Origin of the sequence: Photorhabdus sp. RM71S, from assembly GCF_042879355.1 — a bacterium.
Lineage (GTDB): Bacteria > Pseudomonadota > Gammaproteobacteria > Enterobacterales > Enterobacteriaceae > Photorhabdus > Photorhabdus kayaii.
On record NZ_JBHFKV010000027.1, the window covers coordinates 1 to 14,118 of the forward strand.

17 protein-coding genes are annotated in these 14,118 nt (G+C 44.2%); 3 read left to right on the plus strand and 14 right to left on the minus strand.

Going from position 1 to position 14,118, the window contains the following annotated elements; all coding sequences use genetic code 11:
- The 9 genes from ACGF5R_RS14575 to fkpA form a co-directional block, all read right to left on the minus strand.
- Positions 1 to 126: GTP-binding protein (locus ACGF5R_RS14575; RefSeq protein WP_000031650.1), on the minus strand; the 126-nt coding region annotated here is incomplete at its 3' end.
- Positions 127 to 199: 73 nt separating this feature from the next.
- A complete protein-coding gene (fusA, locus tag ACGF5R_RS14580) occupies positions 200 to 2,308 on the minus strand; it encodes an elongation factor G (protein WP_387691417.1) in 2,109 nt (702 codons plus the stop codon).
- 80 nt (positions 2,309 to 2,388) lie between these two features.
- The gene (gene rpsG / locus ACGF5R_RS14585) at positions 2,389 to 2,859 is read right to left on the minus strand and encodes a 30S ribosomal protein S7 (protein WP_011144816.1); all 471 of its coding nucleotides are present in this window, start codon (positions 2,857 to 2,859) and stop codon (positions 2,389 to 2,391) included.
- A gap of 97 nt (positions 2,860 to 2,956) precedes the next feature.
- Positions 2,957 to 3,331: a 30S ribosomal protein S12 gene (gene rpsL / locus ACGF5R_RS14590; RefSeq protein ID WP_011144815.1), complete on the minus strand. Its 375-nt coding sequence runs from the start codon at positions 3,329 to 3,331 to the stop codon at positions 2,957 to 2,959.
- A gap of 136 nt (positions 3,332 to 3,467) precedes the next feature.
- A complete protein-coding gene (gene tusB, locus ACGF5R_RS14595; RefSeq protein WP_112879357.1) occupies positions 3,468 to 3,755 on the minus strand; it encodes a sulfurtransferase complex subunit TusB in 288 nt (95 codons plus the stop codon).
- A 20-nt stretch (positions 3,756 to 3,775) separates the two neighbouring features.
- Complete coding sequence (tusC, locus tag ACGF5R_RS14600) at positions 3,776 to 4,135, minus strand: sulfurtransferase complex subunit TusC (protein ID WP_112879356.1); 360 nt, start codon at positions 4,133 to 4,135, stop codon at positions 3,776 to 3,778.
- 9 nt (positions 4,136 to 4,144) lie between these two features.
- A complete protein-coding gene (gene tusD, locus ACGF5R_RS14605; protein WP_112879355.1) occupies positions 4,145 to 4,540 on the minus strand; it encodes a sulfurtransferase complex subunit TusD in 396 nt (131 codons plus the stop codon).
- Positions 4,540 to 5,262 (minus strand): transcriptional regulator, encoded by a 723-nt coding sequence (locus ACGF5R_RS14610; RefSeq protein WP_036779966.1) that lies wholly within the window; start codon positions 5,260 to 5,262, stop codon positions 4,540 to 4,542. The genes tusD and ACGF5R_RS14610 overlap by 1 nt, the downstream gene beginning before the upstream one ends.
- Before the next feature lie 410 nt (positions 5,263 to 5,672).
- Positions 5,673 to 6,437 carry an FKBP-type peptidyl-prolyl cis-trans isomerase gene (gene fkpA, locus ACGF5R_RS14615; protein WP_387691419.1) on the minus strand — a complete coding sequence of 255 codons (765 nt, stop codon included), beginning with the start codon at positions 6,435 to 6,437 and terminating at the stop codon, positions 5,673 to 5,675.
- A 250-nt stretch (positions 6,438 to 6,687) separates the two neighbouring features.
- Between fkpA and ACGF5R_RS14620 the strand changes: the two genes are divergently transcribed.
- Positions 6,688 to 6,906, plus strand: coding sequence for a protein SlyX (locus ACGF5R_RS14620; RefSeq protein ID WP_112879352.1), 219 nt, complete (start codon positions 6,688 to 6,690; stop codon positions 6,904 to 6,906).
- 105 nt (positions 6,907 to 7,011) lie between these two features.
- Here ACGF5R_RS14620 and slyD read toward each other — a convergent pair whose 3' ends face one another.
- The 4 genes from slyD to kefG form a co-directional block, all read right to left on the minus strand.
- Entirely contained in the window at positions 7,012 to 7,581 is a 570-nt protein-coding gene (gene slyD, locus ACGF5R_RS14625; protein WP_387691421.1) for a peptidylprolyl isomerase, read from the minus strand.
- 88 nt (positions 7,582 to 7,669) lie between these two features.
- Positions 7,670 to 7,873, minus strand: a complete 204-nt coding sequence (locus ACGF5R_RS14630; RefSeq protein WP_036813523.1) for a YheV family putative zinc ribbon protein — start codon at positions 7,871 to 7,873, stop codon at positions 7,670 to 7,672.
- Positions 7,857 to 9,701, minus strand: coding sequence for a glutathione-regulated potassium-efflux system protein KefB (kefB, locus tag ACGF5R_RS14635; protein WP_112879350.1), 1,845 nt, complete (start codon positions 9,699 to 9,701; stop codon positions 7,857 to 7,859). Before kefB ends, ACGF5R_RS14630 begins: the two co-directional genes overlap by 17 nt.
- 3 nt (positions 9,702 to 9,704) lie before the next feature.
- Complete coding sequence (kefG, locus tag ACGF5R_RS14640; protein WP_112879349.1) at positions 9,705 to 10,256, minus strand: glutathione-regulated potassium-efflux system ancillary protein KefG; 552 nt, start codon at positions 10,254 to 10,256, stop codon at positions 9,705 to 9,707.
- A gap of 122 nt (positions 10,257 to 10,378) precedes the next feature.
- Here kefG and ACGF5R_RS14645 point away from each other — a divergent pair, with 122 nt between their 5' ends.
- The gene (locus tag ACGF5R_RS14645) at positions 10,379 to 12,304 is read left to right on the plus strand and encodes an ABC transporter ATP-binding protein (protein ID WP_262981359.1); all 1,926 of its coding nucleotides are present in this window, start codon (positions 10,379 to 10,381) and stop codon (positions 12,302 to 12,304) included.
- A gap of 208 nt (positions 12,305 to 12,512) precedes the next feature.
- Here the strand turns inward: ACGF5R_RS14645 and ACGF5R_RS14650 are convergent, their stop codons facing one another.
- Positions 12,513 to 13,085 carry a tyrosine-type DNA invertase gene (locus tag ACGF5R_RS14650; protein ID WP_112879347.1) on the minus strand — a complete coding sequence of 191 codons (573 nt, stop codon included), beginning with the start codon at positions 13,083 to 13,085 and terminating at the stop codon, positions 12,513 to 12,515.
- A 362-nt stretch (positions 13,086 to 13,447) separates the two neighbouring features.
- Between ACGF5R_RS14650 and ACGF5R_RS14655 the strand changes: the two genes are divergently transcribed.
- Positions 13,448 to 14,014, plus strand: coding sequence for a fimbrial protein (locus tag ACGF5R_RS14655; RefSeq protein WP_112879346.1), 567 nt, complete (start codon positions 13,448 to 13,450; stop codon positions 14,012 to 14,014).
- Positions 14,015 to 14,118 lie beyond the last annotated feature (104 nt).

The following is a 14,118-nucleotide window of genomic DNA, read 5'->3' on the forward strand; positions in this document are numbered from 1 at the left end:
ACCACCGTAGGTTTTAGCCAATACAGTAGTGATAGCAGCAGTCAGGGTAGTTTTACCGTGGTCAACGTGGCCGATAGTACCAACGTTAACGTGCGGTTTTGTACGTTCAAATTTTTCTTTAGACACGACTCTATTCCTTAATATCGCACCCTCATCATATTGGAGAGGGAGCTGAATCTAGATATTAAACCCGAAAAACTTATTTAGCTTTACGAGATTCGATAATAGCCTGAGCGACGTTGCTCGGCGCTTCATTGTACTTCAGGAACTCCATAGAGTAAGAAGCACGACCTTGGGTCTGAGAACGCAGGTCAGTAGCATAACCAAACATTTCAGATAATGGTACCTGAGCACGTACGATTTTACCGGTAGTCATATCTTCCATACCGTCAATCATACCACGGCGGCGGTTTAGGTCACCGATAACGTCACCCATGTAATCTTCTGGTGTTTCAACTTCAACTTTCATGATAGGCTCCAGCAGAGCTGGTTTCGCCTTCATAAAGCCTTCTTTGAAGCCCATAGAACCTGCGATTTTGAACGCCATTTCAGAAGAGTCCACTTCGTGGTAAGAGCCATCGAATAGTGCCACTTTAACGTCAACAATCGGGTAACCGGCCAGAACACCATTTTTCATTTGTTCCTGAATACCCTTATCTACTGCCGGGATATATTCTTTAGGAACAACACCACCAACGATTTCATTGGCGAATTCATAGCCTACGCCACCGGGTTCCATTGGTTCAATACGCAGCCATACGTGGCCAAACTGACCACGACCACCAGACTGACGAACAAATTTACCTTCTTGCTCAACAGTAGAACGGATGGTTTCACGGTAAGCAACCTGAGGTTTACCGACGTTCGCTTCAACTTTGAACTCACGACGCATACGGTCAACCAGAACATCCAAGTGAAGCTCACCCATACCGGCGATAATAGTCTGACCAGATTCTTCATCGGTAGACACGCGGAATGATGGGTCTTCTTGAGCCAGACGGCCTAAAGCGATACCCATTTTTTCCTGGTCAGCTTTAGTTTTTGGCTCAATAGCAACAGAAATGACTGGCTCTGGGAATTCCATACGCTCCAGGATAATTGGGGCGTTGATATCACACAGCGTATCACCGGTAGTCACATCTTTCAGGCCAATCGCAGCAGCGATGTCACCTGCACGAACTTCTTTAATTTCTTCACGTTTATTAGCATGCATCTGAACGATACGGCCAAAACGCTCTTTTCTGTCTTTCACTGGGTTAAGAACGGTATCACCGGAATTAACCACACCAGAGTAGACACGGAAGAAGGTCAAGTTACCAACGAACGGGTCAGTAGCGATTTTAAACGCCAGTGCCGAAAATGGTTCGTTGTCGTCAGAGTGACGCTCTGCCGACGTATCTTTACCGTCTGGCAGAATACCTTTAATGGATTCAACATCCGTTGGTGCTGGCAGGTACTCAATAACTGCATCCAGCATTGCCTGAACACCTTTGTTCTTAAATGCAGAACCACAAGTAACCAGGATGATTTCGTTAGTCAGAACACGATGACGCAGACCAGCTTTGATCTCTTCTTCAGTCAGTTCTTCACCGCCAAGGTATTTTTCCATCAGCTCTTCTGATGCTTCCGCAGCGGCTTCAATCAAATTGCTACGCCATTCTTCCGCCAGATCCTGCATATCAGCTGGGATATCTTCGTAAGTGAAGGTGGTTCCCTGATCTTCATCGTTCCAGTTGATGGCTTTCATTTTCACCAAGTCAACAACACCGGTGAACACATCTTCTGCACCAATGGCTAATTGCAGAGGTACTGGGTTTGCCGCCAAGCGAGTTTTGAGCTGCTCAACAACGCGTAAGAAATTCGCTCCCATACGGTCCATTTTGTTAACGAACGCGATACGTGGAACTCTATATTTATTTGCCTGACGCCATACGGTTTCGGACTGTGGCTGAACACCACCAACCGCACAATAAACCATGACCGCACCGTCAAGAACACGCATGGAACGTTCTACTTCGATGGTGAAGTCAACGTGCCCTGGAGTGTCGATGATGTTGATACGGTGCGCATCAAACTGCTTAGCCATACCTGACCAGAAAGCAGTTGTTGCTGCGGAGGTGATGGTAATACCACGCTCCTGCTCCTGTTCCATCCAGTCCATAGTAGCAGCGCCATCATGAACTTCACCGATCTTATGGTTTACACCAGTGTAGAACAGAATACGTTCGGTAGTGGTGGTCTTACCGGCGTCGATGTGTGCACTGATACCGATGTTACGGTAGCGTGCAATGGGTGTTGTACGAGCCATTTGATTCCTCTATTCCTAGGACGTTCAATGTAAATCTGGGTGGCAGAACAGCCACCCAGGGCATCATCACTACGATGAGATTACCAACGGTAGTGTGCGAACGCCTTGTTAGCTTCTGCCATACGGTGAACGTCTTCACGTTTCTTAACAGCAGTGCCTTTATTCTCGGCTGCATCAGATAATTCGTTCGCCAGGCGTAGGGCCATAGATTTATCACCGCGTTTACGAGCAGCTTCAACGATCCAACGCATTGCTAACGCATTGCGACGAACCGGACGAACTTCAACTGGAACCTGATAAGTAGAACCACCAACACGGCGGGACTTAACTTCCACGGTTGGACGCACATTATCCAATGCAAGTTCAAACGCTTCCAGGTGCTCTTTACCAGAGCGCTGAGCCAGGGTCTCAAGCGCACTATATACAATTGCTTCCGCAGTAGATTTTTTACCATCTACCATCAGGATATTGACGAATTTGGCCAGTAATTCAGATCCAAACTTTGGATCTGGCAGAATTTTACGCTGACCAATTACACGACGACGTGGCATGGAAATACTCCGTTTCGAATTCAGGGTTGTCCAAAACTCTATGAGTTTATTTTGACATTAAGGTAAATAATGTTTGGCCTTACTTAACGGAGTACCATTAAGCTTTTGGCTTCTTCACACCGTACTTAGAGCGACCTTGTTTACGGTCTTTAACACCGGAACAGTCCAGTGCGCCGCGAACAGTGTGGTAACGCACACCTGGCAAGTCTTTAACACGACCGCCACGGATCAGAATTACGGAGTGTTCCTGCAAGTTGTGGCCTTCACCACCGATGTAAGAAGAAACTTCGTAACCGTTAGTCAAACGCACACGACATACTTTACGCAGTGCAGAGTTTGGTTTTTTAGGGGTGGTGGTATATACGCGAGTACATACGCCGCGCTTCTGCGGGCAAGCTTCCAGAGCAGGAACGTTGCTTTTTGCAACCTTCATGCTACGGGGTTTGCGCACCAGCTGGTTAATAGTTGCCATTATTAAAAAAACTCCTGGTTTTTTTGCTTCGTAAACACGGATTAAATCTCTTGTCTGCCCTAACGGCAAAACACGAGGACGCGGAATTTTATGGCTGACTCGCCAAAGTGTCAAGAAATATACAGCTTTTTCTCAACTACCAGGCGAATTGTTGATGGTGTTTTACCGTCAGGTTAACAAAGTCAGTATAGTCGATCACTTGCACTTTGTCTGAAACCTGATCGTCCAATCCCCGCGCCTCAATATCTTCTTTTAGCGCATACAATGTAGCACCACGACTGATCAACGCCGGCAGATAGCAATTACCCTCAATACCTGCCAGTACACCATCCTGAATAAATAAGATGTCATCACCACTGGCAAGCAGCTTGGATATCACATTGAAATCACATTGATATGGCGATCGGCCAACAGTATATAGCATCTCATTGTCCTTCCAATAGCTCAGAATGTCAGCACAACATCATAGTCAACCAGTTTCTCACGGATCGTTTCTGCGGGTATCACTTTCGCATCCAGAACAAAATGATTGACTGAGCTTAATCCACGCATAACAAGGTCTTCCTGGCACAAATAACATTCTTCAATATCGTACAAAGGCAACACCTTAAAAGTAGCGATATAGTTTCTGGAGAGAATTCTGTCAGGCTGCTGATCTGGTAATAGTTGAAACACACCGTCAGAAATAAAAAATACACCTATCTTTTCTGTTAATGCCGAAGTTGCCAGCAATGCATCTAGACCTTCTCTACCCCCTGCATCACCATGAGGCGCTTTAGTGAAGACAAAAGCGATTTTTTTCATTTTTGCCTCTCAGAATTGCACCACACGGTCGCAAGTTAGCATAGCTTCAGCCAGTGTTCCCAATCCGCTTAATTCAAACCCTTCAGCCAAGTTTGCTACCGGTAAGTTCAACTCACTTGCCTGCTGAACATCAAGAACACCACGGCGAAGGGCAGCGGCAATACAAATGTGCATGCTAAACCGGTGCTCCGTTGCCATCATCTGCCATGCGCTAACCAAGTTAAACTCATCACTGGCTGGTGCAGTCAACTGATTGCCGTTATAAACCCCTTCCCGATAAAAAAATACAGTATTAAGTTTATGCCCCATCGAAATCAAAGCTTGGGCGAATTGGTAAGCACTGCTGGCTTGTTGGGTGCCATATGCAGGCCCCGTAACCAGCAGACAATAAGACAGCGAAGACATTACCGCTCAGGCCCTAAACATTCACCATTTTTAAACTGACGAATATAGAGATAAACAGTATGTTTAGAAATATTTAAACGCTCAGCAACCTGATTGATTGCATCTTTAATATCAAAAATACCTTTCTCATAGAGATTCAGAACCACCTGTCTGTTCTTGGCATTATTGGATACACTGCGATCAATATTAACTTCTTCGATAGTATACTCCAGCGTTTGCGCAACCAAATCATCCACGGATGAGGCAAAATTTACATTTGGTGCGACATCATGTGTTTCCTCTGGAATAAATGTCTGAATAATTTCAGAGAAAGGGACATCAAGATTCATATTAATGCACAAAAGGCCGATCACTCGGCGATTCCGGTTGCGGATCGCAATCGTGACTGACTTCATCAATGAACCGCTTTTCGCTCGGGTAAAATAGGCTTTGGATGCACTACAATCTTCGTCTGTAATGTCATGTAACATACGCAGCGCAAGATCAGTGATAGGTGAACCTATTTTACGACCTGTATGTTCTCCGTTGGCTATTCTGACGGCTGAACATTTCAGATCTTCCAATGAATGAAGGACAATCTCACAATGCCCACCAATTAGCATAGCCAAGCCATCAACTGCGGCTTCATAAGACTTTAAAATTTCGTGGTCCGTTTCAGTAAACGGTTGGTTTTCCAGTAAATCGACATCACTGATATCACCAGATAATAACGGGTTAGACATTAAATACACCATCCTTCAATCGCAGACAACGTCTTGCTAAAAACACAACGTGATAAACCTATAAAGATTTCTTGTGAAAATTCAATTATTGCAGCTTAACAGAGATCCTAATCAAAGATCTTTGCATTCACATGAAATATTGACGTTAAAACCACATGACATCATCGTCAAGCCATTGCTACTCAGACATTTGGTCTCTATCACAGCTTTCAGTAACAAAAAACCGTTGACAGAATCTCTACCAACGGTTTTATCCGTATTCATCAAAGATATTTAGCGAATATACCCGTTATCTTTCAAGTTGCCTCTTTGTTGGCTGCACCCGCTCACCCCGATCACATAGTTAGCTATGCTCCCGGGGATTCTCTCCTTTGCCGTCGCGATGCATCTTGAAATCTATAGGGTATAGCTTACTTAGCTTTGGTCTCCGCTTTAACATCCAGCAACTCAATATCAAATACTAGTGTCGAATTTGCAGGAATACCTGGCAGGTCCGCTTTACCATAGGCCAGCTCTGGTGGAATAACCAGTTTAATTTTTCCACCTTTTTTCACATTCTGTAAACCTTCTGTCCAACCTGGGATAACGCTATCCAGGCGAATAGAAAGGGGTTCATTACGTTTATAGGAGCTATCGAACTCTTTACCGTCAATCAATGTCCCCCGGTAGTTCACAACTACCGTGTCGCTTGCCACAGGCTTCTTACCGCTGCCTTCCTTCTCTATTTTATATAAAAGGCCGGTTTTACTCTTAATGACCCCCTTTTCCTTAGCAAATTCTTCACGATATTTAACGCCTTTAGCTTCATTCTCTTTGGCTTCTTTTTCCATCTTAGCTTCAGCGGCAGATTTCACTTTACCTTCAAATGCACGCAGCGTATTTTCAATTTCGCTGTCAGTCAGTTTGCTCTTGTTATTAAAAGCATCCTGCACACCCGATAACAATTGATCTTTATCCAATGGGATACCCAGAGATTTCTGTTCTTTCAGGGTGTTTTGCATATAACGCCCTAAAGATGCGCCCAGAGCATAAGCATTTTGCTGATCTTCTGTTTTAAATGCGCTGTTCAATTCTGTGCTACTCTGACTATCTGCTTTAGCCGCCAGCACCTGAGGGGCACTGAAAGCCATCGCTAATGTGGTAGCAAGCAGGGTAATTTTAAACAATGATTTCATCTGTTTCTCCAATAGCTTTGGGGGATTTTACCGTCAGCAAAAGTTATGCAACCAAGTCACTATAACCGTCTACAGGAGCACAATACAATATTTGCCGTTTTTTAGTGCCCCAAGCTTATTAGGACAACATGAATGACAAGAGGTTTCATAACAACCGCATTTCACAGAATATTCTGGGCATAGTAGGCTACTCTTAATTAATATGAGGCATCTAACACGGGCAATACAGGACCTGAAACGGGAGAAAATCATGGATCTGTCAGAATTTGAGCAACGGCTTGAGCGTTTGGAAAGTCGAATTGTCTTTCAAGAAAGAACTATCGAAGAATTAAATCAGGTAGTGACTGAACAGCAAATGGAGATCACTAAATTAAGAGATCATTTGCGGTTGATGACAGAACGATTGAAAGCCACTCAACCCTCAATGATCGCTTCACAATCTGAGGAAACACCTCCTCCTCATTACTAGGAAAGGCATTAAACTACAATAAATTAGGGCAAGCGCTGAAACCAACTATCCCAAACTTGCCCCGCTTTTTTTAAATATTAAAAGTCCACTATCCGCTTTAGCTTATCAGTGGCAACCGCCGCCACCGCAGCATCCGTGTCCTTCATTATGATGATGACCGTCGTCATCGCCGTGACCACCGCAGCACCCCTCACCATGTTCGTGACCATGAGCACCATGAACATGACCATGAGCCAGTTCTTCTTCAGTCGCTTCACGGATGGCAATAACTTCAACATTAAATTTTAGATTCTGACCAGCCAGCATATGGTTACCATCAACCACAACATGCTCATCTTCAACTGCTGTAATTTCTACGGGTACTGGCCCCATATCGGTATCAGCCAGGAAACGCATGCCAACTTCCAGTTCATCAACACCAACAAAGACATCTTTTGGCACACGCTGAACCAGATTGTCATCATACTGACCATAGGCATCATCAGCCTGTACGCTGACATCAAAACTCTCACCCACCTCACGGCCTTCTAGCGCCTTTTCCAAACCGCTAATCAATGAACCACGGCCATGCAGATAGTCCAACGGCGCACTCGCCGGTGACTCATCAACTAAAACACCATCTTCTGTTCTTACTTGATAAGCCAAGCTGACTACCAAATCTTTTGCTACTTTCATGACATCTCCTACCCGTGGGTCTAAAAATTTTTACCGATTGTAGCGGAATTTTCAGTCTCTGTACTCACTCGCGCTAATATTCACATAATTATTGTGGGGTAAAAATACCAATAACCTGCTCCTGCTTTCTGACATGAGAGGTCACTTTCTCATCAGTCTGGCGTTGTTGGTGACCACAATGGACACATTCCACCACATCCACCTGATCTTCTTGCCACATTGCCAGCGTGTCCTGAGAGTGACATTCTGGGCAGACAGCACCGGCAATAAATCTCTTACGGCTTACTGACATGATTTGCTCCGCTATTATTCATGTATTCATGCTCATTCCAACCATCCGGTTGGCGACGTTCATTCAGCATTTCCCGTTCGAATAGCTCTTCCAGTTCCCGTCGCGCCTCTTTTATACGAGATATGTGAGCCACATCACCCTGTAGCTGCGGCATAAGTTCTCTTAGCATCCGCATATCTAACCGCTGGAAATGTTGTTTTGCTCGATTAGCTTTATGCGGATGCATTCCCAATTCGACTAAGGTTTTACGCCCCAGATCCAAGGCACTGGAGAAAGTTTCACGGGTGAAATTTTCTATTCCATTTTGTAGCAGTTCATGCGCTTCCAGGCGTCCTCTGGCTCGCGCCATAATATGCAGATTAGGGAAATGTTTCTGGCATAAATGAACGATCATCATGGTATCTTCCGGCTCATTACAGGTGATGACTATCGCTTTGGCTTTCTCCGCGCCTGCCGAACGTAGCAGCTCCAATTCAGCCGCATCGCCATAATAAACTTTATAGCCATAACGCCGCATAGTACTCACAGCACTGACATCGCGTTCTAACACCGTTATACGGATTTTATTCACCATTAGAAGACGACCGATTACCTGTCCGAACCGGCCAAAACCCACTAAAATCACCTGCGGATCATCATTTTCTACAAAGGGCTGTTCATCTGTCTCATCTTTGGCATTATAACGGCGTGCCAGAATAGCATCTATCAATTGCATGACAAGCGGCGTTGTCATCATCGATATCGTCACCACGACCAGCAACAAAGCCATCTGCCCACTATTGAGCACATTCCGGCTCAGTGCAGCAGAAAACAGAACAAAGGCGAATTCTCCCCCCTGGCTGAGTACGCCAGAAAATTGCAAGCAGGATGCACCCCGTAAGCCAGCACTCATTGCGATAAGATACAAAACAATGCCTTTCACAATCACCAAAGCCAGCACACCAAGTAGTACTTCGGACATATGTATCAGTAATACCCCTAGATTCAGAGACATACCGACCGAAATAAAAAACAACCCCAACAGCAATCCTTTGAACGGTTCTATGGAGATTTCCAGTTCATGGCGGTATTCACTATCTGCCAGTAATACTCCGGCGATAAAGGTTCCGAGCGCCATAGAAAAACCGAGCGCTTCCATAAATAGCGCTGAGCTGAGTACCACCAGTAACGCCGCCGCAGTAAATAACTCACGTACTCCAGCTCTGACGACCAAACGAAACAACGGACGTAACAGATAACGGCCACCGAGCAACATGCCAGCAAAAGCAGCAATTTTTAACGCTATTCGATACCAGTCACCGGAGGCTGTTCCACCTGCCAACAACGGAATCAATGCCAAAGCCGGGATCACCGCCATATCTTGAAATAGCAAAACCGAGAAACCAAGCTGCCCGCCTTCATTGCGGTTCATGCCCTTCTCTTTCATGAGTTGCAGGGCCATTGCCGTTGAGGACATCGCCATACCGATACCACCAATAACCGCCGCTTGCCATGAAAAATCGGTCAGATATAACAACACAGCCAGCACACTCGCCGTGAAAATAACCTGAGCCGCACCGACACCAAAAATAGATCGTCTGAGTTGCCAGAGTTTAGCGGGGTTAAGTTCAAGGCCGATGATAAACATCAGAAAAACAATCCCTAACTCCGAGAAATGAAGAATATCATCAACATCCCTGATAAAACTCAACCCCCACGGACCCAAGACAATCCCTGCCAACAAATAACCTAATACTGCCCCAATCTTGCATTTCTGTGCGAGTGGCACTGCTACAACGGCAGCAAATAAAAACAATACACCGGCGCTCAATTGCGCTGAATGCTCCATAACTTATAGCCCTCCTAATGATAATGGCGATTTGAGCCACTCACGATAAGCATTAGCATGGATGGCAAGAAGCTCAGGTTTTCGACGGCGTGCCCAATAAATAATAATGGGTGATAACCAATGCATACGGCACATCGCCGCGGTGAGTTCAAAAGGACGAAGGATCTCTTCCATTGAATAGAGATTATACCCATCAGCCTGGAAAGTGCCTTCCGGCTCCCCAGTAGTAATCACTGAACGCCAATATTTTCCCTGTAATGCCAACCCGGTAATACCACTGGCAAACCCCCGAGTCAGCACACGATCCATCCACTCCTTTAATAAAGCTGGACAACTGTAGGTATACAGTGGGTGTTGAAAGACAATCACCTGATGCTCTCGAAGTAGCTGTTGCTCATGATGAACATCAATAAAAAAGTCTGGATAAGCTCCATATAAGTCGTGGACCGTAACATGCTCTAAACCCTGCACAGGTTGTAACAAAACACGATTTGCTACTGAATCCTGTGGCTCAGGATGGGCATACAGCAGCAGGACTTTAGGCGGCTGTAACATCGTTCCCTCCTCAAGAACGTGTCAGGACACGTATTTTCCGTTACCATGCATACGAAAGTTATAAAATAAGACGCTTACTATCTGTTATTACTAATTTAACATATTCTATACAAACGATACTTATGATTGTTTTCTCTTCATTACAAATTCGTCGCGGAACTCGTGTTCTGCTGGACAATGCCAGCGCCACTATCAATCCCGGGCAGAAAGTTGGTCTGGTAGGGAAAAATGGCTGTGGTAAATCTACCCTACTTGCACTATTAAAAAATGAGCTTCAGGCTGAAACAGGCACATTCACTTTTCCCAGTAACTGGGCACTTTCCTGGGTGAATCAGGAAACGCCGGCACTGGAAATACCCGCTCTGGAATATGTCATTGATGGTGATCGTGAATTCCGTCAACTGGAACAACAACTACGGATAGCCAATGAAAAAAATGACGGTAATCTGATTGCTCATCTGCATGGTCAATTAGACACGATTCAAGCCTGGACGATCCGTTCAAGAGCATCAAGTCTACTGCACGGTTTAGGTTTCTCTCAAGAGCAACTTGATCAACCTGTACGTGCATTTTCCGGTGGATGGCGCATGCGCCTCAATCTGGCTCAGGCACTACTCTGCCGTTCTGATTTGCTGTTGCTTGATGAACCCACTAACCATCTTGATCTGGATGCGGTTATCTGGTTGGAAAAATGGCTGAAAAGCTACCCTGGAACATTAATCCTTATCTCCCATGATCGGGATTTTCTCGACCCGATTGCCGATAAGATCCTCCATATAGAACAACAATCTCTGTTTGAGTACAGCGGCAACTACTCATCTTTCGAGCGCCAGCGCGCTACCAAACTGGCGCAACAACAGGCCCTTTATAAAAGTCAGCAAGAGAAAGTTGCCCATCTGCAAAGTTATATTGACCGTTTCCGTGCCAAGGCCAGCAAAGCCAAACAAGCTCAGAGCCGTATCAAGATGCTGGAGCGGATGGAATTAATCGCTCCTGCCCATGTTGATAACCCATTTCATTTCAGTTTCCGTAAACCGGAAAGTCTGCCAAACCCACTCCTGAAAATGGAAAAAGTAAGCGCAGGTTACGGCGAACGGACCGTTTTAAATTCCATCAAACTGAATCTGGTTCCCGGCTCCCGCATTGGCCTGCTTGGCCGTAATGGCGCGGGTAAATCCACGTTGATTAAACTATTGGCTGGCGAACTGCAATCTCAGAGTGGAACCGTAGAATTAGCTAAAGGGATCAAACTGGGGTATTTCGCCCAACATCAACTGGAATATTTACGTGCTGATGAATCACCATTACAGCATTTAGTCCGCATTGCGCCACAAGAAACAGAACAACAACTTAGAGATTATCTGGGCGGCTTTGGTTTCAAAGGCGATCAAGTGACTGACCCAAGTGGGCGTTTTTCCGGGGGAGAAAAAGCACGTTTAGTTTTGGCATTAATGGTCTGGCAACGCCCTAACCTCCTGTTACTTGATGAACCAACGAACCACCTCGACCTGGATATGCGTCAGGCACTGACAGAAGCTTTGATCGACTTTGACGGTGCATTGGTTGTGGTTTCTCACGACCGACATCTATTACGTTCAACAACAGATGAGTTGTATCTGGTTCATGATGGCCGGGTAGAATCGTTCAATGGCGATTTGGAAGATTATCAACAATGGCTGATAGATCAACAACGTCAACAAAATCAGCAAATACGTGAAAACAACGATAAGGAAAAAGAGACATCCAGCCAAAGTGCTCAGGAAAGAAAAGATCAAAAACGGCGTCAAGCTGACTTCCGTAACCAAACGCAGCCATTGCGTAAACAACTGACTAATCTTGAAAACCAGATGGAGAAACTGGGTGGCGAATTGGTTGTACTAGAAAATCAACTTTTAGACAGCGCTATCTATGATAGCAGCCGTAAAGTCGAATTAACTGAACATCTGCAAAAACAAAATCAGACCAAATCAAAACTGGAAGAAATTGAATTATCATGGATGGAAATTCAGGAACAACTTGAAAAAATAACGCAACAATTTGAAGGGTAAATGATTTTACAAATTATCATTCAATAAAAAAATAAAGCGGAAAGAAATAATCCGCTTTATTTTTCGATAACTAAATAAATTAAAAAGCAATTATAATAAATAAAAAAAATCAGTATCCTATGATATTCATCATTATCATCAGATGATATTTTTTTGTTGTAAAAGAAATAATTTCTCATATCACAACACATTTTATAGAAAGAAGGTACTAACTGAGTCCTTTTGAAGGAATTTCCCATATATTGGAGAACCGTTTTACATTGCTTGCTGTGTAAATAACAGTATGAGATATATTGCGGTGACCGAGATAATCCTGAATAAGGCGTGTATCTCTTCCCAAATCAGCAAGAGCATAGCCGCAGGCATGTCTTAACATATGTGGATGAGGTGAAATATCGACTAATGCTTGTCTACCATAACGTTTTAACAAACTATAAACCTGATAGCGTGAAATCGCACCTGATTTTTGTGATAAAAAAACCCACGATGTGTCTGATTCTCTCCAGCTCTTACGGATATTAATCCATTGATTTAACGCATTAAGTTCTTCTGGCACCAATGGATGTGTTGTTGATAGTCCCCCTTTTAATCGCCTTACGTGAATAATTCCCGAACTAAGATCAAGATCGGATAGTGTCAGATGACATAGCTCACTGACTCTAAACCCATGAATAAAACACATGAGTAACATGCAATAATCCCGCTCAGCATGACGCCCCTGACGTGCTTTTTCTAAAATCGCATCAATTTCATATCTGGTTAAGAACTTACGCTTCTTCATGAAAATAGTTCCTGTGAGATTTGGGCATATAGTTACTGATAGAGAATATTAATCCAAAGAACTATATCAATTAATAGAGATTTTATGGAATTACTACTCTAAAATTTCATTTATTTATCATAAGAAAGAAATAAATTTTTTTATATATAAATATAAAATCATATATATCATTGAACAGTGATTTTTTGACAGAAAATATCAGGATGTAGAATTTTTATTAAAAATTAAGAAACTATTTTACAACAAAAAATGTTGATATGAGATTTTAAGACCCTTTTTGCATTGGATATCTGGTGTAGGAGCTGAAGTTCCACACTGCTACTTTTGTATGGTTTTATCCTTAAGTTAAGGAATTAATTCACATGAAATTGAATACATTAGTTATGGCTCTCGGATTGGGTGTAACCCTAACAGCAGGTTCTGTCAATGCGCAGACCAAGCCGCCCGCCAGTACTAAAAATACTAACCAAGGCCAAGGAAAAGTGACTTTTGAAGGTTCTATTATTGATGCGCCTTGTTCCATCCACCCCGGTGATGACGATCAGACTGTGAAGCTTGGGCAGATTTCCAACAAAGCACTGGCAGGAGGTGGTAAGTCCACGCCGGTTCCTTTTAATATCCGTTTACTAGACTGTGATGCTAACGGCTTGGAAAAGAAGATTGTAACGGCGACTTTCTCTGGGACACCATCTTCTGTGAATAAGGACCTATTGGCAATTGTTGGTTCGGCCTCTGGTGCGGCTATTGGTATCACCAACGATAACGCCAAACTTATCAAACTGGGACAACAGAGTTCACCCACAATCATCACCGATGGTTCCGATTCGACCATGCACTTCGCTGCTTTCTTACAAGGTGACGGGGCTTCTGCGACTATTGTTCCTGGTGATTTCACCGCTGTGGCTAACTTCACTCTGGCTTACCAATAAAGGTGGTGAAAGAAGCCTTTCTGTGCGTTGGAAAGTCTATCTGTTTCTCTTTCCCGCTGTGGCCTAGCCTTCAGGCTGACAGGGGAAACAGCGGGAAAGAGGGG

Coding starts and splice junctions, on each gene's coding strand:
- slyD (WP_387691421.1), bottom strand. CDS start 7,581: ATGAAAGTAGCAAAAGATTTGGTAGTCAGCTTGGCTTATCAAGTAAGA.
- tusC (WP_112879356.1), bottom strand. CDS start 4,135: ATGAAAAAAATCGCTTTTGTCTTCACTAAAGCGCCTCATGGTGATGCA.
- ACGF5R_RS14650 (WP_112879347.1), bottom strand. CDS start 13,085: ATGAAGAAGCGTAAGTTCTTAACCAGATATGAAATTGATGCGATTTTA.
- ACGF5R_RS14655 (WP_112879346.1), top strand. CDS start 13,448: ATGAAATTGAATACATTAGTTATGGCTCTCGGATTGGGTGTAACCCTA.
- fkpA (WP_387691419.1), bottom strand. CDS start 6,437: ATGAAATCATTGTTTAAAATTACCCTGCTTGCTACCACATTAGCGATG.
- tusD (WP_112879355.1), bottom strand. CDS start 4,540: ATGTCTTCGCTGTCTTATTGTCTGCTGGTTACGGGGCCTGCATATGGC.
- ACGF5R_RS14645 (WP_262981359.1), top strand. CDS start 10,379: ATGATTGTTTTCTCTTCATTACAAATTCGTCGCGGAACTCGTGTTCTG.
- kefB (WP_112879350.1), bottom strand. CDS start 9,701: ATGGAGCATTCAGCGCAATTGAGCGCCGGTGTATTGTTTTTATTTGCT.
- ACGF5R_RS14630 (WP_036813523.1), bottom strand. CDS start 7,873: ATGTCAGTAAGCCGTAAGAGATTTATTGCCGGTGCTGTCTGCCCAGAA.
- tusB (WP_112879357.1), bottom strand. CDS start 3,755: ATGCTATATACTGTTGGCCGATCGCCATATCAATGTGATTTCAATGTG.
- ACGF5R_RS14610 (WP_036779966.1), bottom strand. CDS start 5,262: ATGTCTAACCCGTTATTATCTGGTGATATCAGTGATGTCGATTTACTG.
- kefG (WP_112879349.1), bottom strand. CDS start 10,256: ATGTTACAGCCGCCTAAAGTCCTGCTGCTGTATGCCCATCCTGAGCCA.
- rpsG (WP_011144816.1), bottom strand. CDS start 2,859: ATGCCACGTCGTCGTGTAATTGGTCAGCGTAAAATTCTGCCAGATCCA.
- rpsL (WP_011144815.1), bottom strand. CDS start 3,331: ATGGCAACTATTAACCAGCTGGTGCGCAAACCCCGTAGCATGAAGGTT.
- fusA (WP_387691417.1), bottom strand. CDS start 2,308: ATGGCTCGTACAACACCCATTGCACGCTACCGTAACATCGGTATCAGT.
- ACGF5R_RS14620 (WP_112879352.1), top strand. CDS start 6,688: ATGGATCTGTCAGAATTTGAGCAACGGCTTGAGCGTTTGGAAAGTCGA.